16 protein-coding genes are annotated in these 19,942 nt (G+C 59.9%); 9 read left to right on the top strand and 7 right to left on the bottom strand.

Features of this window, described 5'->3' with window-relative positions; genetic code table 11:
• Positions 1–134 precede the first annotated feature (134 nt).
• Positions 135–1,544: an FAD-binding oxidoreductase gene (locus tag QO005_RS05770; protein WP_307157032.1), complete on the bottom strand. Its 1,410-nt coding sequence runs from the start codon at positions 1,542–1,544 to the stop codon at positions 135–137.
• 333 nt (positions 1,545–1,877) lie between these two features.
• Between QO005_RS05770 and QO005_RS05765 the strand changes: the two genes are divergently transcribed.
• From QO005_RS05765 to QO005_RS05755, 3 genes are all read left to right on the top strand, one after another.
• The gene (locus tag QO005_RS05765; RefSeq protein WP_307157031.1) at positions 1,878–3,785 is read left to right on the top strand and encodes a LodA/GoxA family CTQ-dependent oxidase; all 1,908 of its coding nucleotides are present in this window, start codon (positions 1,878–1,880) and stop codon (positions 3,783–3,785) included.
• A complete protein-coding gene (locus tag QO005_RS05760; RefSeq protein ID WP_307157030.1) occupies positions 3,782–5,065 on the top strand; it encodes a tryptophan 7-halogenase in 1,284 nt (427 codons plus the stop codon). The genes QO005_RS05765 and QO005_RS05760 overlap by 4 nt, the downstream gene beginning before the upstream one ends.
• Positions 5,066–5,149: 84 nt before the next feature.
• Complete coding sequence (locus QO005_RS05755) at positions 5,150–7,660, top strand: ATP-dependent helicase (RefSeq protein WP_307157029.1); 2,511 nt, start codon at positions 5,150–5,152, stop codon at positions 7,658–7,660.
• Between the two features lie 88 nt (positions 7,661–7,748).
• On the opposite strand, the gene QO005_RS05750 is transcribed toward QO005_RS05755, so the two are convergent.
• The 4 genes from QO005_RS05750 to QO005_RS05735 form a co-directional block, all read right to left on the bottom strand.
• Positions 7,749–8,393 (bottom strand): LysE family translocator, encoded by a 645-nt coding sequence (locus QO005_RS05750; protein ID WP_307157028.1) that lies wholly within the window; start codon positions 8,391–8,393, stop codon positions 7,749–7,751.
• A 342-nt stretch (positions 8,394–8,735) separates the two neighbouring features.
• On the bottom strand, positions 8,736–9,014 hold the full coding sequence (locus tag QO005_RS05745) for a DUF6074 family protein (RefSeq protein ID WP_307157027.1): 279 nt from the start codon (positions 9,012–9,014) through the stop codon (positions 8,736–8,738).
• 307 nt (positions 9,015–9,321) lie between these two features.
• On the bottom strand, positions 9,322–11,655 hold the full coding sequence (locus tag QO005_RS05740; RefSeq protein WP_307157026.1) for a glucose/quinate/shikimate family membrane-bound PQQ-dependent dehydrogenase: 2,334 nt from the start codon (positions 11,653–11,655) through the stop codon (positions 9,322–9,324).
• A 180-nt stretch (positions 11,656–11,835) separates the two neighbouring features.
• On the bottom strand, positions 11,836–12,444 hold the full coding sequence (locus QO005_RS05735; RefSeq protein WP_307157025.1) for a LysE family translocator: 609 nt from the start codon (positions 12,442–12,444) through the stop codon (positions 11,836–11,838).
• Between the two features lie 218 nt (positions 12,445–12,662).
• Here QO005_RS05735 and pncA point away from each other — a divergent pair, with 218 nt between their 5' ends.
• The 5 genes from pncA (at position 12,663) to QO005_RS05710 (ending at position 16,542) form a co-directional block, all read left to right on the top strand.
• Entirely contained in the window at positions 12,663–13,289 is a 627-nt protein-coding gene (pncA, locus tag QO005_RS05730; RefSeq protein ID WP_307157024.1) for a bifunctional nicotinamidase/pyrazinamidase, read from the top strand.
• An 87-nt stretch (positions 13,290–13,376) separates the two neighbouring features.
• Positions 13,377–14,246 (top strand): pantoate--beta-alanine ligase, encoded by an 870-nt coding sequence (panC, locus tag QO005_RS05725; RefSeq protein ID WP_307157022.1) that lies wholly within the window; start codon positions 13,377–13,379, stop codon positions 14,244–14,246.
• Complete coding sequence (panB, locus tag QO005_RS05720; RefSeq protein WP_307157021.1) at positions 14,243–15,067, top strand: 3-methyl-2-oxobutanoate hydroxymethyltransferase; 825 nt, start codon at positions 14,243–14,245, stop codon at positions 15,065–15,067. Before panC ends, panB begins: the two co-directional genes overlap by 4 nt.
• A gap of 459 nt (positions 15,068–15,526) precedes the next feature.
• Positions 15,527–16,240, top strand: coding sequence for an AzlC family ABC transporter permease (locus QO005_RS05715; protein ID WP_307157020.1), 714 nt, complete (start codon positions 15,527–15,529; stop codon positions 16,238–16,240).
• Entirely contained in the window at positions 16,237–16,542 is a 306-nt protein-coding gene (locus tag QO005_RS05710) for an AzlD family protein (protein WP_307157019.1), read from the top strand. The genes QO005_RS05715 and QO005_RS05710 overlap by 4 nt, the downstream gene beginning before the upstream one ends.
• Before the next feature lie 19 nt (positions 16,543–16,561).
• Here the strand turns inward: QO005_RS05710 and QO005_RS05705 are convergent, their stop codons facing one another.
• Complete coding sequence (locus QO005_RS05705) at positions 16,562–18,403, bottom strand: aminopeptidase P family protein (protein WP_307157018.1); 1,842 nt, start codon at positions 18,401–18,403, stop codon at positions 16,562–16,564.
• A gap of 317 nt (positions 18,404–18,720) precedes the next feature.
• Here QO005_RS05705 and QO005_RS05700 point away from each other — a divergent pair, with 317 nt between their 5' ends.
• Positions 18,721–18,885, top strand: coding sequence for a hypothetical protein (locus tag QO005_RS05700; protein WP_307157017.1), 165 nt, complete (start codon positions 18,721–18,723; stop codon positions 18,883–18,885).
• Between the two features lie 184 nt (positions 18,886–19,069).
• On the opposite strand, the gene QO005_RS05695 is transcribed toward QO005_RS05700, so the two are convergent.
• Complete coding sequence (locus QO005_RS05695; RefSeq protein WP_307157016.1) at positions 19,070–19,942, bottom strand: 50S ribosomal protein L11 methyltransferase; 873 nt, start codon at positions 19,940–19,942, stop codon at positions 19,070–19,072.

Below are 19,942 nucleotides of genomic sequence, written 5' to 3'. Positions count from 1 at the left end.
GACCACTTTCCCTGGAAATGCTTTGGTCTTACCGCATTTCCGGACGGGAAACCGGTGACCACTTTCCCTGGAAATGCTTTGGTTTTTACGCATTTCCGAACGGGAAACCGGAAACCACTTTCCCTGGAAATGCTTTACAACCGGAAGATCTTGCCCGGATTGAACAGATTGTCGGGATCGAGCGCCCGCTTCACCTGCCGCATCACGTCGAGCGCGCCACCCAGTTCGGCTTCCAGATAGCTCATCTTGCCCTGCCCTACGCCGTGTTCGCCGGTGCAGGTGCCATCCATGGCCAGCGCCCGGGCGTTGAGCCGCGTCAGGAAGGCTTCGACCTTGTCGACATCGGCACCGTCCTTGTCATCGAAGAGAATAAGGACGTGAAAGTTCCCATCGCCGACATGGCCGACAATGGGGGCCAGCAACCCGGTCTCGGCAATATCCGCCTGGGTTTGCGCCAGGCAATCAGCCAGCCGCGAAATCGGCACGCATACATCGGTGGAAAGGCCGTTCAGATGCGGGGCAAGTGCCCTGCCCGCCCAGTAGGCGTTGTGCCGCGCCTTCCACATCTGGGCGCGTTCTTCCGGATCGGAGGTGAAGCGGAGGTTTTCCGCGCCATACTCCCGGGCAATCTCGGCAAATTGCTCGGACTGCATGGCAACCGTCTGTTCCGTGCCATGAAATTCCAGGAAGAGCGTCGGCTTTTCCGGCAGCGTCAGGTTGGAATAGGCATTGCAGGCCCTGACCTGCATGGCATCCAGAAGCTCGATACGCGCCACCGGAATACCGAGCTGAATGGTCATGATCACCGCATCGCAGGCCGCCTTGACATCGGCAAACTGGCAAATGCCGCCGCCGATCTTCTCCGGTATCCCTTGCAGGCGCAAGGTCACGGACGTGATCACACCAAGCGTGCCCTCCGCGCCAACGAAAAGCCGGGTGAGATCGTAGCCCGCCGAAGATTTGCGGGCACGCCTGGCCGTTCTGATCTCCTCGCCATTGGCGGTGACGACGGTCAGCGCCAGCACATTGTCCTTCATCGTCCCATAGCGCACGGCATTGGTGCCGGAGGCTCGCGTGGAGGCCATGCCGCCGATGGTCGCATTGGCGCCGGGATCGATCGGGAAGAACAGGCCGGTATCGCGCAGATAGGTGTTCAGCGCCTCACGCGTCACGCCCGGCTGCACGGTGCAATCCAGATCTTCGGCATTAACCTCCAGAACCTTGTCCATTCGGCTGAAATCAATGGAAATTCCGCCATGGGCGGCATTGACCTGCGCCTCCAGCGAGGTGCCGACGCCAAAGGGCACCATCGGCACCTTGTGCTCGGCACAGGCCTTCACCACCGCCTGCACCTCATCGGCACTTTCCACGAAAACCACGCCATCGGGCAATTGCGCCGGCAGATAGGTGGTGGTGTGGGCATGCTGCTCACGAAAGGAGAGCCCGGTCTGGAACCGCTCCCCGAAGCGCTGCTTCAACAGGCCGAGAACCGTGGCAATTCCTTCTTCATTGCGAGGCCCCGCGATCACATCCTTGCGGCTCATTCATCACTCCCGCCTGCTCTTCATCGTGCGGCGATGATATGCGCCAGCAAGGCGGGGCTTGTCCAGCACCAAAGCGGCCTGACCTGTTCTGCGTCACCGCCCTGGGACGATTGCTCAATCATCCCCATGCGATGACGGCAGGCGGCCAAGACGTGACCAAAATTGGTCCTATCCAAGCACGGGATTGCAGCAGGACAGAGCACCCTTTATAAGTGCATCCTGACATTCATACGCGCATCATCCCTTCAGGAGGAGCATGGAAGGGGCTTTGCGCATGCATTCCCTTGGTCATTCCCTTTTCATCTTCACCCTTATTTCAAGGCGGGATTTTTCATGGCTGCAGCAGAAACCACGTCCAGCAAGATCGTCAAGGCTGTCATCTATCCGGCTATCGGCATAGCCCGTGTCGGCAATGCGCCGGAAGGCTATGTTCTCGGCCCGGAAGTACCGGATCCGCTGCCGGTGATCGTCAAGGACGGAGCGCCCAATCCCTATCGCGACAAAGAGGGACGGCTGCTGCCGCAGGCGGCCCGTTTCCGGATTTACGGTGTCAATGAGGACGGACAGATTGTGAAGGAACTGTCTGCTTCGGGAAGCGGCGCCGATATCCGCTGGCAGGTGCACCTCGCCAATCGCAAGGCCGCCTGGTACGGTTTCCAGATCGCGCTCGATATTCCCGAAGCCGCCCTTGCCACTCCGACCACGCTGCGCAATCCTACCGTTTCAGATCGGGCCGCTCTGGTTCTGGATGCCGGCGAGCACCGCCTGCATGCGGGCCACGGAAAGCAAAGCGTCGATATGGTGGCGGGCAAATTCATGCATCAGGGCGATCCGGTCTATCTCGGCCGCATGTGGTGCGAAAAGGATGCGCGTCTTCTGGTCACCGGCGGGCGCGGAAAATCCGCCTCCTACGACAAAAGCGTCGCCATTACCTTCGGCAACAATGAAGGCTGGCATGACGATGTCTCCGATGGTCCGGTGACGGCGGAAGTGATCTTCGAAGGCGCGCACCTGCCCGTCACGCCCGCCTGGATCGTAGTAGCCCCGCCCAATTACGGACCGCAGCGCAAATCCGTGCGCACCCTGTGGGATCTGATGCGGGACGTGGCGATCAAGGCCGGGACGCTGAAACAGCCTGAGCTTCCCTCCTTTACCAACGATCTCTACCCGATCTTTGAGCGGATGAGCGGGCTGCAATGGGTCAATGCCGGTTTTGCAGCGGGTTTCGGCTGGGGATCGCCCTATGATTTCTCAAGCGAAGACTGGATCGACCGGCTGCGGAACAAAAGCCCCAGCCGCGAAGAGTTCCGAAGGGTGATCAAGAACAATTTCCGCCATGACGAAACGGATTCCTGGTCGCCCGTTCCCTGGCCTTGGCTCTATGGCGACGCCATGAGCTATCCGCCCGCGAAAACTCCAAGGCAGCATAGCACGCTGTCTGTGACGCAGCTTGCCATGCTGGACCAATGGGTAAAGGGCGAGTTCATCGATGACTGGGGAACAGCGCCCGTCTATCACACATTCGATGAGGTGCCGTTGGTGGAACAGGGCGATGTTCTGACGCGTGCGGCGCTCGATTTCTGCTTGGCGGATGCCTTCCATCCCGGCTGCGAGATGACATGGCCGGTACGCTACACCACCATGTACATGGAACCGTTCCGCTTCAAGCATGCGCCAAAGGGTTGGGTGGAACCCGGTCTCGGCGCCATTCTGACAAAAGACGGGGCGAAAGGTCCAAATGGTCCTCTTGGCGGCCAAATTCCGGGCGGAATAACCCGCTGGATGGCCGTACCGTGGCAGACGGACACCGCGAGCTGCCGGTCAGGTTACACCTCCACCTATGATCCCAACGTGCCGACCTTCTGGCCCGCCCGCGTGCCGAATGAAGTGCTGACCAAGCAGGATTATACCCTCGTCATGGATGCAAGCCTGCCGAAGGAGGACCGGCTGGCCGCCTTTGCCCGGCGCGCCTCATGGATAGAGCCGCTTGGCCTGAAAAGTGGCTATACCGAGCAGATCAATCGCATGATCCATCACTTCGACCATCTGGGCGTGGTGGAAGTGCGGCCCGGCCCGGAGGACGAAACCGGAAAAGCTCTATTTCCGGCGCTGATTGAGGTAGAAGACGAGCACCGGCTGATCTCGAAACCTGTCGAGCAGGACGATGCACCTGATACGGATCTAACAACCATCGATAAAATGTGCCTCCTGATCGGCAGACCAGACCACAACCGGGCATGAAAGACGCCGCAAACGGCGTGATCGACGCGGACGCCATCATCATCGGCGCGGGACCGGCAGGCGCCTGTCTCGCGCTCAATCTCGCGCCCTTTTACCGGGTTCTTCTGATCGAGCGGCAGTCCGGGCAAAGCGTGACGGTTGGCGAATCGCTTGCCCCGGCAGCCCGGCGGCTTTTCCGTGACATGGGGCTCTGGGAATCATTCCTGGCAGAGGGCCATGCCCCCTGCCATGCCAGCCGCGCCTTCTGGGGTGCGGAGTTGGGCTTCGAGGCTGACGGCCTGCGCGATCCCGATGGGCCGGGCTGGCATCTGGACCGCGCCCGTTTCGATCTCTGGCTGCGCCAGCAGGCCGTGGGGCGCGGTGCAGCACTTCTTCAGCCCGCCCGCGCCTTGAATGTGGGGCGGGAAGCGGATGGCTGGCGGGTTGAGCTCGCCATTGGAACAAACGGCAAAACCATGTCCGCCACGGCAAGACTGCTGATCGACGCCGGGGGACGGGCATCGGGTCTTGCCCGGCATTTCAAGGTGGAGCGGCAGGTGCAGGACCGGTTGGTTTGCAGCTATCTCCACGGTGACGATACAGCAGACCGCACCGCCGGAACGACCTTCATTGAAGCAGAGCCGGACGGCTGGTGGTACAGCGCGCCGCTTCCCGGCGGTAGGCGGGTGATTGCCTTTCACACCGATGCCGACCTTGCCGCGGATGCGGGGGTGACCTCGGTAGAGGGGTTGATGCAGCGCGCCATGGCACAGCCCCATCTCTCGCAACTAATCGAAAACAGCGGCTTTCACCCCGGCACGGCGCTTGGCTACCGGGCTGCCCAGTCGAGCCGGTTAAAGTGTTTCCAGGAAAAGTGGGCTCCGGTTTTCTGTCCGGAAACACGTAAAAACCAGGAGTGTTTCCAGGAAAAGTGGGAGCCGGTTTTACCTGCGGAAACACGGGGAAGTGTTCTCGCAGTGTCAACAGGCTCCGGCTGGATGGCCGTCGGCGATGCCGCACTGGCCTTCGATCCGCTCTCGGCACAGGGCCTGTTCAATGCGCTCTACACGGGCCTTGCGGCAGCGGAAGCCGCAGATCGTTTTCTTCAAGGCAACACAGATGCGCTTATCGATTATCAGGCGCAATTACAGCCGATATGGACAGCCTATTGCGACCATATCCATGCCTGGTACGGCATGGAGCGGCGGTGGCCGGACCGGCCCTTCTGGCAGCGACGGCACGCACAACTTGCCGCTCACCTCAGCGCGCAAAAAGAAAGGATGACCGCTTTCTCCCGCTGAAAAACAGGGGCAGAAGCCGGAAAAATCAGAATAAAACCGGAACATTTGCTAGCCTTTCCGGCCCGAATCACTACATTGGGCGGCATGAGCAACGGTTTTGACGATATTCCCTTCTTTGACGAGGAACCCGCGCCGCGCAAGAAGCCGGTCGCTGCGCCTTCGCCTTCCTCTGGCCCTTCTGCTGGCGGCGGCCTTGGCATTGCCGCCCGCGCCATGGCCGCGCGCGATCAGGCCCGCCAGCCGGATTATCTTTCGGGGCTGAACCCGGAGCAGCGCGAAGCGGTGGAAACGCTGGATGGGCCTGTGCTGGTGCTGGCCGGTGCGGGCACTGGCAAGACGCGCGTGCTCACCACCCGCATCGCCCATATTCTGGCCACCGGTCGCGCCTTTCCCAGCCAGATCCTTGCCGTCACCTTCACCAACAAGGCGGCGCGGGAAATGAAGGAACGCATCGGCCATCTGGTCGGCGGTCAGGTGGAGGGCATGCCATGGCTCGGCACCTTCCACTCCATCGGCGTTAAGCTACTGCGCCGTCATGCCGAACTGGTGGGGCTTTCCTCCGATTTCACCATTCTCGATACCGATGACGTGGTGCGGCTGATCAAGCAGTTGATCCAGGCCGAAGGCATTGATGACAAGCGCTGGCCGGCCAAGCAATTCGCCGCCATGATCGATGGCTGGAAGAACAAGGGCCTCGATCCGGCGCAGATCCCGGAGGGCGACGCCCGCGCCTTTGCCAATGGCAAGGGCCGCGAGCTTTACACCGCCTATCAAAACCGGCTGAAAAGCCTGAACGCCTGCGATTTCGGCGATCTTCTGCTGCATCCCATCCGCATGTTCCGGGCCAATCCCGACGTGCTCAGGGATTATCACCAGAAGTTCCGCTACATTCTGGTGGATGAGTATCAGGACACCAACACCGCGCAATATATGTGGCTGCGGCTTCTGGCGCAGCGTCCCGCTTCAGCCGGAGGGAAAAACGAGCCGGTCAATCTGTGCTGCGTGGGCGATGACGACCAGTCGATCTATGGCTGGCGCGGCGCCGAGGTGGATAACATTCTGCGCTTCGAGAAGGATTTTCCCGGTGCAAAGGTCATCAAGCTGGAGCGCAATTACCGCTCGACCGAACATATTCTGGGGGCTGCCGGTCATCTCATTGCCCATAATGAAGGCCGCCTCGGCAAGACGCTGTTTACCGACCGCACCGACCCGGATGACGAAAAAGTGGTGGTGCATGCGGCCTGGGATTCGGAAGAGGAGGCCCGCGCCGTCGGCGAAGAAATTGAACGTTTGCAGCGGGGCGACGCCACTGGCCGCAAGCATAACCTGAACGACATGGCCATTCTGGTGCGCGCCTCCTTCCAGATGCGCGAATTCGAAGATCGCTTCGTCACGCTTGGGCTGAATTACCGCGTCATCGGCGGGCCACGCTTTTACGAGCGGCTGGAAATTCGCGATGCCATGGCCTATTTCCGCCTCGTCTGCCAGCCCGCCGACGATCTGGCCTTCGAGCGCATCGTCAACACGCCGAAACGCGGGCTGGGCGATACCACGATCCGCACCCTGCATGACTATGCCCGCGCCCGCGACATTCCCATGCTGGCCGCGGCCGCCGATATTATCGAGACCGACGAATTGAAGCCGAAAGCGCGCAAGGCGCTGTTCGATGTCGTGGCGGATTTCCGCCGCTGGCAGGGCTTGCTGGAAAACACGCCCCATACGGAACTGGCCGAACAGATTCTCGACGAAAGCGGCTATACCGCCATGTGGCAGAACGACAAATCGGCGGAAGCGCCGGGACGGCTGGAAAACCTGAAGGAACTGATCCGCTCCATGGAAGCCTTCGAGAGCCTGCGCGGCTTTCTCGAACACGTCTCGCTGGTCATGGATGCCGAACAGAACGAGGATCTGGACGCCGTCTCGATCATGACGCTGCATTCGGCCAAGGGGCTGGAATTCGATACCGTCTTCCTGCCCGGCTGGGAGGAGGGGCTCTTTCCGCACCAGCGGGCGCTGGATGAAGGCGGGCGCGCCGGGCTGGAGGAAGAACGGCGGCTGGCCTATGTCGGCATTACCCGCGCCAAGCGGCGCTGCCATCTGTGGTTCGTCTCCAACCGCCGCATTCATGGGCTGTGGCAGTCCACCATGCCCTCCCGCTTCCTGGACGAGTTGCCGCCCATGCATGTGGAAGTGGCGGAGGTGGACACCAGCTATGGCGGCTATGGACGCGGCGGCTACGGTCAGTCCCGCTTCGACAAGGCCGAGCCCTTCACCAACAGCTACTCCACCCCCGGCTGGAAACGCGCCCAGCAAAACCGGACCGACGCCACGCGTGACAATTGGGGCACCCGCTCCGGCCACGCGGTGGAGCGCATCGGTTACGGCGAAAGCGGCCCGCGCGGCCGCACCATCGAGGGCGAACTGGTGGCCAAATCCACCAGCACCGAGCCCTCACGCTTTGCCGTGGGCGACCGGGTGTTTCACATCAAGTTCGGAAACGGCAATATTTCGGCCATAGAGGGAAACAAGCTGACGATCGATTTCGACCGGGCCGGACAAAAGCGCGTGCTGGACGGCTTTGTAGAGCGGGCTTGAGAGGAAGGCTAAGGATGTCGCGCAAAAGTGTGAACCGGTCTTTCCGGGAGGACTTCAGTTAATTTGTCACCAACTGAGTCTTTCCCACTCAGGCTGACCAGCCCAGGCTTGCACCGAGAAACAGATAGATCGCTGCCGTCAGGCCGGGAAAGAAACGGCTGGAAAGAGAGCCCGACAGTCGCGCCTTCATCACGATCAGCAAAAGCGCGTAAACCGAATGAATGGTTGTAACGATCATCGCAATTGTCAAAAACATGATAGCAAACTGCGGAAAGATCGGCATATCTCTGGAAACAAATTGCGGCAGAAAGGCAGACAGAAATATAACCGTCTTCGGATTGCTGGCGGAAACGGCAACACCTTCAAGATAGCGCCTGCGAAAAGACGGTAGCCTTTCCTGCTTCACACCCGGATCAACCAGATTGAGATTGGTGGCGCGTCCTTTCACAAAGACATTGTAGACAATCCGCACGCCCAGATAGACCAGATAAGCCGCCCCGACATATTTCATCCAGTGATAGACGACGGTATCAACCGTAAGCAGAGCACCGACTCCAAGGCCAATGGCCGTAATAATGAGCAGTTGGCAGGTGAGATTACCAGCAATCGTTACATAGATATGACGAAAACCATACTTTGCAGCATGCGTCAGCACAATCATCACATTCGGGCCGGGTGACAATGTTATTCCCATATATGCCACAGCGAATGCAATCCATAAAGAAACTTGCATATTATTTCCATTCCATCAGATAGTAAAAGATATATAAATACCTGCAAAATCACCTTTTACGTGCATTCAGGAAACATATTGCACACGGCATTGTCAAATATAAAAGTCACAAAATACCGGGGCGCGGCCCCACCGGGGACGTCACAGGCACCATCGAATTATGCTTGGAGAAAAAATGCCATTTCATAGTTCTTTAAATCAATATCGATTTAAGGAATTATGCAGTAGGCAGACACAATAAGCTCCATGAAGAACCTCTCTGCGCCCTATATGGCGCAGAGAGGTTCTTCATGGAGTGCTGGCAGAAAAAGGAAAGCACTCTCACCAGGTTGCAAATCGGGTTTAAACCCTTGCGGCCTCGCGGTGCAGCCACATCAGTTCCATCTGCACGGCTTCCTGAAATTCGATGATCTCTTCGCGCATGGCGTCTGCCGGGCAGCCGAGGTCCAGCAGTTCGGCGCCAAGCTTCTTGCAGGTGGTACGCCAATAGGTATTGGCCTCTTCACCGTGAAGGCTGTTCAGTTCGCGGGCGGCGCTGCGCACCAGTTGACGGCGGCTTGCAAGCGGAAAAAAGGCGAGCGTGGCCGGAGCGGGCTGGAGCTTGGCGGCAGTGTTAGTCATGCGAACCATCCTTCAAACAGAGTGATTCGGTTTTAAGCCTTGCATGGTTAAGGTTTGGTTGCCGTAACGGAAGGCAATTGAGCGTAAACCTTCACCTAAAACACGCACCCAAACAGCGATTCTGCTTCTAAAAACCTACCGAATTCAGAGACATATAAAACCGTTGACCGATAAATAGCCCCAGGTCGCCGTTCACAATTCTGTGCCAAAAGAAGACCCCTCCCGCCACAAAGGGCATGAAGGGGTCCGCTTCCTCGTAACTTTTTTCCGGATGGCATCGGGTTTTTGAAAACCGGATGCCATCCGGTCAGGGCAAGGTATAGGCGATCACATAATCCCCCGGCTTGGTGCCGATGGAGCCGTGACCGCCGGCCACCATCACCACATATTGCTTGCCGTTCAGCTCATAGGTCATGGGTGTCGCCTGACCACCGGCGGGAAGCCGTGCCTTCCACAGCTCCGTGCCATCGGCAAGATTGTAGGCCCGCAGATAATTATCGACTGCAGCACCGAGGAAGGCGACGCCGCCCTTGGTGATCATCGGGCCGCCAATGCCCGGTACGCCCACCTTGAAGGGCAAGGGCAGCGGCGTCATGTCATAAACGGTGCCGTTGCGATGCTTATAGGCGATCTCGCCGGTCTTCAGATCCACACCGGTCACATAGCCCCATGGCGGCGCCTGGCAGGGAATGCCAAGCGGCGACAGGAACGGCCCCATATAGACGCCGTAGGGCGCGCCATCATTGCGGTTCAGCCCCTGTTCCGAGCCCTTCTCATCCTGCCCCTTCGGCGGCACCTGATCGCGCGGCACCAGCCGGGAGGTAAAGGCCAGATAGGTCGGCATGCCGAACATCACCTGCTTTTCCGGATCGACGGCGACAGAGCCCCAGTTGAACGTGCCGAAATTGCCAGGGTAAATGATCGAGCCTTCCAGCGAGGGCGGGGTATACTGCCCCTCATAGCGCAACTGGTGGAACTTGATGCGGCAGACCATCTGGTCGATCAGGCTCACGCCCCACATATTGCGCTCTTCCATCTTCGGCGGACGGAAGGTAAGCCCGGAGATAGGCTGGGTGGGAGAAGCCTTCTCCCCCGGAATGGTACTGGGCGCTGCCGGCAATTCCTTGACGGGAATGATCGGCTGACCCGTGCGGCGGTCCAGCACGTAGACATCGCCCTGCTTCGTTACCTGCACCAGTGCGGGAATGGTCGCGCCATCGCGCGTCAGGTCCAGCAGCACCGGCTGGGCGGGCACGTCCATATCCCAGAGATCGTGGTGGACGAACTGCTGCATCCAGCGGTCCTTGCCGGAATTCACATCCAGCGCCACCACGCCTGCGGAATATTTCTCCACATTGGCGCTGCGGCCAATGCCGATCTGGTCCGGCACCTGATTGCCGAGCGGGATATAGACAAGGCCAAGCTGCTCATCCACGGCAAATACCGACCAGCTATTAGGAGAATTGACCGTATAGGTCTTGCCCGGCGGCAGGGGCGTGGTTTCCGTCGGATTGCCACTGTCCCAGTTCCACACGAGCGCACCAGTGTTCACGTCAAAGGCCCGGATAACCCCGGATTGCTCGTGGATGGAATAATTGTCGTTGACCGCCCCGCCGATGATGATCTTGCCCGCGGCAATGACCGGCGGTGAGGTGGAGTAGTAATAGCCCGCCGGATTATAAGGCATGCCCTGTTCCAGATGCAGCACGCCGCGATCGGCAAAGCCTTCACAGACAGAGCCGTTTCTGGCGTCCAGCGCAATCAGCCGTGCATCGGAAGTGGGCAGATAGACCCGCTCTGCGCAGGGCGCACCGGCAGGTGCCGCCTGATCCTTGTAATAGGTCACACCACGGCAGGTCTGGTGCTGACGGTCAGGATTGAGGCCGACATTGGGGTCATATTTCCATTTCTGCTTGCCGGTGGCAGCATCCACCGCAATTGCCCAATTATGCGGCGTGCAGAGATAAAGCGTATCCCCTACCTTCAGCGGCGTGACCTGATAGGTGGTCTCGCCCACATCGCCGGGCTGTTTCACGTCTCCGGTCTCGAAGGTCCAGGCGGTCTTCAGCGTCTTGACGTTATCCGGCGTGATCTGGTTGAGCGGCGAATAGCGCTGGCCATAGGGGGTTCGGCCATATTGATGCCATTCCCCGTCCGGCACATTGCCGCCATAGCTCGGCGTAGCCGAGGCAGTTTTCAGATCAAGCGAGCCCACCTTGTCATAGGGGTCCTGCGTGATCGAATAACCGGCAACGATCAGTGCGATCAGCACGGGCAGCGCCACAGGCCAGGCGCTGGCGCTGATACCGCCTTCCCGCCGGTGCAGTGGACCCAGGCGGCGGCGCACGGCGGGGAGCAACAGCACGAAGCCGAGCACGATGACCAGACCGCCGCGCGTGCCGAGCTGCCACCAGTCAAACCCCACCTCGGAAACGGCCCAGGCAAGGCAGCCGAGAATGAAAAGGCCATAGAGCCAGAGCGCGGAACTGCGCCGAAGGGCAAGCAACAGGCCTGTTGCCAGAAAAACCAGCCCGGCCACGAGATAAAAAGGGCTGCCGCCGAGCGAAAGAAGATAAGCGCCGCCACCGCCGAGCACGAGCCCGATCACGGCAAAAACGATAACAGTCAGGGTGAGGATCATTCCGAAATCCACTGTGTTGGGAAGAACAGGGACACACGCCGAAAACCGACCTTCTCCCCTGCGGCTTCCGATCACCAATGATCTTCATCCGTAAACGACGATGGTAACGACGCGCGTAATCTGCAAACGGGCTGCACGTCGTTTTGTTCCATAACAAAATCTATTATTTTCGGGAGGTGATCATCGGCTGGCAACCAGGACACCCGCACCGACCATCAGCGTTCCGGCCCCGCGATTGAGCCGCCTTATGTTGCGCGGCGTGCCGAGTGCGGCCTTGGCTTTGCAAGCCAGAAGCACATGCCCCCCGATGACCACGGTTTCAACCAGCCCGATCACGGCCAGAAGCTCCAGCGTATCGACAAGGCCCAGCGGGCGAAGGCCAAGAACGCCCGGCAGAAGGGCAAGATAGAACACCGGCATTTTCGGATTGGAAACATTCAGCACGAAGCCGGTAAAAAACAGGCGCGGCAGCCCGCCGCGCAGGGACCGAGGCTGCAAGACGGGATTCGCCCGCCACATCATCACGCCGGTATAGATCAGGTAGCATGCACCGGCATACTGAATGACGCGCAGGTTTTCATTCATGTATTGCGAGAGCGCGTTGAAGCCGATGGCCGCCATGATGACAAACAGCACGATGCTGGTAACAACCCCTACCCCATAAGCGATACCATGCGCCGGCCCATTGGACACGGTTTTGGAAAGGATGGTCAGGTTATCGGGGCCGGGACTTGCGGCAAAAACGAAGAAAGCCAGAGCGAAGGTCAGAAGCGTTTGAATATCCATCATCTCTCCTTGCGTCTTTGGATTGCAATTGCGGCACATCCTGCCGTTTAAAACCGCAGGTGCCGATTGTTTTGAGAAAAAGACAGACGCGTGAACGAAGCAGCAAGATCCATGCCAGCCCCTTGAACTCCCCGCCCTCTTGAACTCACCCGGCCGCTTTGCCACTTTGCAAACGACGCATCCGACTTGCCAAGGCCGAATTCCGGCGGAAAAGGAAGACCATGACCCGCGCCCTGCTGCTGATCGATATCCAGAACGGTTTCTGCCCCGGCGGCAATCTTCCGGTTCCGGAGGGCGATGCCGTGGTGCCGGTGGCCAATGCGTTGATGGCGCATGGCGGCTATGATCTGATCGCCGCCTCGCAGGATTGGCATCCCCACAATCACGGCAGTTTCGCCTCGCAGCATCCCGGCCGCCATCCCTTCGAGATGGGCGAGCTTTCCGGCAAGCCGCAAATGATGTGGCCGGACCATTGCGTGCAGGGCACGGCGGATGCCGCCTTTCATCCCGATCTTGATGTGGAGCGGATCGGGATCATCCAGCAGAAGGGCACCAATCCCGCCGTGGACAGCTACTCCGCCTTTCGCGACAATGATAAGTCCGCACTGACAGGTCTTGCCGCCCAACTGACGGAAAAGGGTGTGACGCTGCTGGACATCATGGGCCTTGCTACCGATTACTGCGTAAAATTCTCGGCCCTCGACGCGCTGGACATGCTGCCGGGCGTGAAGGTTCGGCTGATCATGGATGGCTGCCGGGGCATCGATCCGCTGACGGTGGATGCAGCGCTGGCCGAAATGCGCGACGCCGGTGTCGATCTCATCACCAGCAGAAGCCTGCTTGAATAGATGCACTTTCTCCCGGGCAAGTGCCTGATTGATTTCCCGGCCCCGCCCGATTATCACGACGGCGAGTTTCGGGGAGGAAGCCGCGACATGCAGACCATCACCACCATCGCCGCATTGCGCGAGGCGCTTGCTCCGCATCGGCGGGAAGGCAGACATATCGGTTTCGTGCCGACCATGGGCTATCTGCACGAAGGGCATCTGACGCTGGTGCGCAAGGCCCGGGCAGAGAACGATGTGAGCGTCGTCTCGATCTTCGTCAATCCGCTGCAATTCGGCAAGAACGAGGATCTCGACCGCTACCCGCGCGATCTGGCCCGCGACAGCGCCCTGCTCACCGCCGCTGGCGTTGATTTTCTCTTTGCGCCAGATGTTGCCGACATGTATCCGCGCCCGATGGAAACGGTGGTGGATGTGCCCTTGCTCGGCAACCAGCTTGAGGGCGAGGCAAGGCCCGGCCATTTTGCCGGTGTGGCGACCGTCGTCACCAAGCTGTTCAACATCGTGCAGCCGGATGCGGCCTATTTCGGTGAGAAGGATTATCAGCAGGTCGCCATTATCCGCCGCATGGTGGAGGATCTTGCCCAGCCGGTGCACGTCGTGGCCGTGCCGACGGTGCGCGAGGCGGATGGTCTCGCCTGCTCGTCCCGCAATGTCTATCTCTCTGCAAATGAGCGGCAGGCAGCCGTGATCGTGCCGAAGGCGCTGGAGGAGGCAGCAAGGCTATTTTCTCAAGGGTTGACCGATGCCGGGGCGATGGAAGAGGCGATCCGGGATTTCATTCGCCGCGAACCGCTGGCCGAGCCCGACGTGGTGGCCGTGCGCCACCCCGACACGCTGATGCCACTCGACCTGCTGGACGGCAGCTTTCTGCTGCTGCTTTACGTTAGGTTGGGCACGACCAAACTTCTGGATAACCGGGTGATCCGCCTGCACGCAAACAAGGATGCCGCCGCATGAGCACGCCGCCCCGCCAGAAGCGCTTCACGCCCGCCGACATCACCGCCCTCAAGGGTAAGCGTCCGATCGTCTCGCTGACCGCCTACACCACGCCGATTGCTCGGCTGCTGGATCCGCATTGCGATCTTCTGCTGGTGGGCGACAGCCTCGGCATGGTGCTTTACGGGCTGGACAGCACCGTCAGCGTCACCATGGAGATGATGATTGCCCATGGGCAAGCTGTCTTACGCGGCGTAAGCCAGGCTTGCGTCATTATGGACATGCCCTTCGGCTCCTATCAGGAATCGAAGGAACAGGCTTTTCGCAATGCCGCCCGCATCATGAAGGAAACCGGCTGCGATGGCATCAAGCTGGAAGGCGGCACGGAAATGGCGGAGACGGTGGCTTTTCTCACCGAACGCGGCGTGCCGGTGCTGGGCCATGTCGGCCTGATGCCGCAACAGGTCAACACCTCCGGCGGCTATCGCTCCAAGGGCCATAGCGAGGCGGAAGCCACGAAAATCCGCCATGACGCCAAGGCCATTGGCGATGCCGGGGCTTTCGCCCTCGTCATCGAAGGAACGGTGGAGCCGCTGGCCCGCGCCATATCCGGCGAACTCGCCTGCCCCACCATCGGCATCGGCGCCTCGCCCGCTTGCGATGGTCAGATCCTGGTGTCTGACGACATGCTGGGCCTGTTCAATCAGTTCAAACCCCGCTTCGTAAAACATTATGCCGAACTGGCGGGCACGATTTCGCAAGCCGCAGAAGATTATGCCCGCGAGGTGCGCGAGCGCAGCTTTCCCGGTCCAGAACATACGTTTCAGCCGCGAAAGACCTGATCATTGTGCATCAGATTTAGAGCGCCGATCTGATTGAATCAGATCGGCGCTCTAACATTTTATTTTTGAAGCATAATCTTGTCGATCCTCGTTTCACTCCGGTCGGATTATGCTCTAAAGACGTACAGCGTCCTTTATACGTTTGATAAAACGCACGGCGCTGTAGGGTGTGTGGACATTCGGCTTCGGGCGTGGCGAAAACGGTGATTTTCGAGAACCGGAGCTTAAGTCGTACTTGAGTACATGAGCCTAGGTAAGCGCAGGAAATTGCCGTTTGCAGCCCGCTCAAGGGCGAATGTCCACACACCCTAGACCAACGCGCATTTTCATCAAGACCGCACCCCTCTGCCATGGCACAGGTCAGGCTTGCATAAACGCAACTGAACGCTTCATCAGCGAAATTGGTTTGTTTATGCGAATGAACTGACGTACCTCATAAGGCAAAGGCGGACTTTTCCTATGACGCAATTTCTTCAAGGGGCGCGGCAGAGCGTGGCGATCAGCCTGTCCACCCTGCCCTTTGCTGCCCTGTTCGGCGCGGTGGCAGCCGCCAATGGCCAGACGGTCGCGGAAGCGACGCTGACCAGCGCCACGATTTTTGCCGGCGCCAGCCAGTTGGTAGGCATTGAGCTTTTCGGCCACAACGTGCCTGCATGGCTTATCGTGCTCTCGGTCTTTGCCGTCAATTTCCGGCATATCCTCTATTCCGCCGCCATCGGCCCGCATTTTTCGCGGATGAACGGGGTGCAGAAGGCCCTCTCCTTCTTCCTGCTCACCGATCCGCAATTTGCCGAAACGGTGAAGCGCAGCGAGGCAACGGGGCCTGTCTCCTTCGGCTGGTATTTCGGCTTCGGGCTGGCCATCTATATTCCGTGGGTTGGCTTTACCACGCTGGGCGCGCTGTTCAGCGCGATGATGGGGGATCCGAAATCTCTCGGCCTCGATGTGCTGCTGCCGGTCTATTTCATGGGAAGCCTTCTCGGTTTTCGCCGCCGGGCCAATTTTCTTCCCGTCGCGGCGGTCAGTGCTGTGGCATCGGTGATCGCTATGAAGCTGGTGGGCGCGCCCTGGCATGTCAGCCTGGGGGCGCTGGCGGGTATTGCCACCGCCGCATTGCTGCCGGTCCAGCCGCGCGAAGATCAATCGCAAGCCGTGCCGGAGGCCGCAGAATGACGCTCGATCCACATATGGTGATGATCATCCTGGCGGCGGCCATTGCCACCTATCTTACCCGTGCGGGCGGGTATCTGGTGATCAGCCGCATCCGCTCCCTGCCACCCCGGGCCGAAGCCGCACTCAATGCCGTGCCCGCAGCGGTGCTGACCACACTGGTTGCGCCCGCCTTTTTCATGGGCGGCATGGATGTGAAAATCGCGATGCTCATCGGCCTTGCCGCAGGCCTGCGCTTTTCCATCATTCCCATGCTGCTGATGGGTTGGGGCGCGGCGATAGTGATCCGCCACGCGCCTTTTTAACCATTTTGGCCCACCGCTCTCAGGCCAGTTTCGCCAGCGGTTCCGTCGCGGCGATCAGCCATTGCCGGGCGGCATCATCCTCCATCAACGGCATCAGCAGATCGCGGGTGCGGGCATGATAATCATCCAGCCAGCGCAGTTCCTCGCGGGTCAGCAGGTCATCTGCGATCAGCTTGCGGTCGATCGGCACGAAGGTCAGCGTTTCGAAGCTCATCATGTCCTGATCGCCGCCCTCCACGGGCTCAAGATCGCGGACATAAATCAGATTTTCGATCCGGATGCCGAAATGGCCGGGGCGGTAATAGCCCGGCTCGTTGGAGAGGATCATGCCCGGCAGCAATTCCTGCGTGGACACGCGGGAAATCCGCTGCGGCCCTTCATGCACCGAAAGATAGGAGCCGACGCCGTGGCCGGTGCCGTGGGCAAAATCCGCCCCTGCCTTCCAGAGCGCAATCCGTGCCAGCGGATCGAGATCGCAGCCACGCGTCCCCTTGGGAAAGCGGGCGGTGCTGATAGCGATCATGCCCTTCAGCGCCAGGGTGAAGAAGCGCCGCTGCTCCTCCGGCACCGTGCCGATGGCGACCGTGCGGGTAATATCGGTGGTGCCGGTCACATATTGCGCGCCCGAATCGATCAGGAACATTTCGCCATCATGGATGGCGCGGTCGCTTTCGGTGGTGACCCGGTAATGCATGATGGCGGCATGTTCACCGGCACCGGCAATGGTATCGAAGGAAATGTCCTTGAGCGGGTTTTGCAGGCGCGTGCCCACCCGTTCTCGCGCCGCCTCCAGTGCTTTGGTCGCGGCAATTTCCGTCAGGCTGCCCGCAGGCTGCGCATCAAGCCAGCTTAAGAATTCCACCACGGCAACGCCGTCCTGCACATGCGCACTTGCCGAGCCGGAAAGCTCCACCTTGTTCTTGACCGCACGACCAAGCTTGGCGGGATCATTGCCATCGACCAGCCGCCCGCCACGGGCAACAATCAACAACGAAAGTGCCGCAGGCGCCAGATCGGGATCAACCAGAATGCGCAGGCCCTCGGCGGCAAGCCCGCCAAGAATGCCGGTAAACGCACCGGGCTCGCGGATAGTCGCAATCGTCTTGAGATAATCCGCCACCTCGCCGGAAATCTTTCGGCCATCGAGAAAGAGATCGGCCCGGCCATCGGCATGGATAATGGCGCGCGACAGCGGATGCGGCGTGTGCGGCACGTCCTGCCCGCGAATATTGAAAATCCACGCCACCGAAGAGGGGTCAGTGATCAACACGGCGGCCAGATCGCGCGCCTTCAGATCCTCGGCAATAGTCGCGATCTTCTCCTTCGCCTCGATCCCGGCGGCGGAAACGGGCTGGATCGAAACCGGCCCCAGCGGCTCGGCGGGGCGGTCGGTCCATACCGCATCCAGCGGATTTTCCGGCACCAGCACCAGCTTGCCATCGATCTCCTTCAGCGCCTTTTCCAACCGGCTCACTTGGGCGCTGGTGTGCATCCACGGATCGATGCCCAGACGAAAGCCCTTGGGCAGATGGGCAACGATCCATTTCGCGGGCGGCTCACCGATCAGATCGCCGGGGGTGAACACCGAAAGATCCACCTGCTGGCGCACCTGCGTGACATAGCGGCCATCCACGAACACCACCGCCTCGCTGGCCGTCACCAGCACCTCACCGGCAGAGCCGGTAAAGCCTGTCAGCCAGGAAATGCGCTCAGCAGACGCCGGGACATATTCTCCCTGGTATTCATCGGCACGCGGCAGAAGAAACCCGTCAATGCCGAGGGGCTGGAAACGGCTACGAAGCGCTGTAACGCGCTCGCGGCCGAATTGCGGGGTGGAGGTGACATCGAAGGATTGAAACATGATTCCGCTCTGGCTGATTGGCATGATGGATGTCGGGGAAAGGCAAGATCGCTTCCCGGAAGGACATTTCCCACTCACAGATATACCAGCCTGTCCCGCGAATGACAGCGCGTATTTGCGGACGCTCCTCCCGGCTCGCTACCATCAAACAGCCAAGCCTGGGCGCTTTGTGACGTTTTTTTGTCCAGATTGGTGAAGGACCGGGATAAATCCCTGCACTGGACGCATAGCTCCCATACCGCATTTCCCTCTGCCCAAAAACGACATGAAAGGTTAGAAGCGCCGCAACGAAACACATCGAACCCGTGAGACAGACAATGACCAGCCAGATCCGCACCACTGAACCGACCCGCGCCCCGTCGCTCGGCCGTCAGATTGGCCGCATCGGTCTTGCTGGCGCCTCCTCGCTGTCCCGGGATATTCTGGCTTCGTCCACCCGCCCCGGCACCGTGCGCAACAACGGCGTCATGATGGCTCTCTGAGCCTTCCGGACATTTTCCCAGAGACATTTTCGAGCCCGCTTGAGCCGACCTCCCACGGCTCGCGGGTGATCAGGGCGACCTGATCAAGGCAGAGGCGGCAACGGCGGTGCCGCCTTTTGCTTTTTATGGCTGCGGCATAAGTAGCCATGCTGACGCTGCACTGCTGCGTCGCAGCAATAATCTCTCATTGAAGATGGATCGTGACCCAGCCATTGCGCCAGAGCGTGCGCACATGCCGAACGCCCGCCCCCTTATAGGCGGCAATCACCTTCCAGCGCTGCGAAGCGAGAATCCCGGACAGGATGACGGAGCCACCCGGCGCAAGGTTGTGCACCAGTTGCGGCGCCATCTTCATCAGCGGTCTCGCCAGAATATTGGCGATGATCAGCTCGAAAGGCCCGAATTCCCGAAAGGCCGTGGAGTGAAAGCCCGGCGCGGTGCGAAACTCAATGCCGTGCGGCACGCCGTTGCGGATGGCGTTTTCTTCCGCCACGCGCACGGCAATCGGATCGATATCGGTGGCCAGCACCGGCACTGGCGCCAATTTGCGCACGGCAATCGCCAGAACACCGCTACCCGTGCCCAGATCCAGCGCGTTGCGCGGCTTGCGCACCTTGAGCAGGCTGTCTATCATTTCCAGGCATCCGGCCGTGGTGCCGTGATGGCCTGTGCCGAAAGCTTGGCCGGCATCGATTTCGATAGCAAGGTCATGCGGGCGAACCTTGTCACGATCATGCGAGCCATGCACCATGAAGCGCCCTGCCCTGACCGGCGTCAGCCCTTCCAGCGATTTGGCGATCCAGTCGATATCGGGAATGACTTCGCGCTCAAGCGGCAGATGTGGGTATTCTTCGGCCAGAAGCGCGGTCATCCGCTCTTCGACCTCAGCTTCCTGATCGGCCATTAAATAAACGGACGCCTGCCAGATATCCCGCTTTTCATCGATTTCCGTCGTGGCAATGGCCAGATCCTCTTCGCCGAAGGCAAAGCTCATCAGATCGAGGATGTGGTTGGCATCCACTTCGGTGGTGGTGACAAAAAGACGGATTTCGCTCAC

It is taken from the genome of Allorhizobium paknamense, assembly GCF_030815125.1.
Taxonomy (GTDB): domain Bacteria; phylum Pseudomonadota; class Alphaproteobacteria; order Rhizobiales; family Rhizobiaceae; genus Allorhizobium; species Allorhizobium paknamense.
Note: the sequence above shows the minus strand (reverse complement) of the source record. Positions and strands in the feature narration are given on the sequence as shown.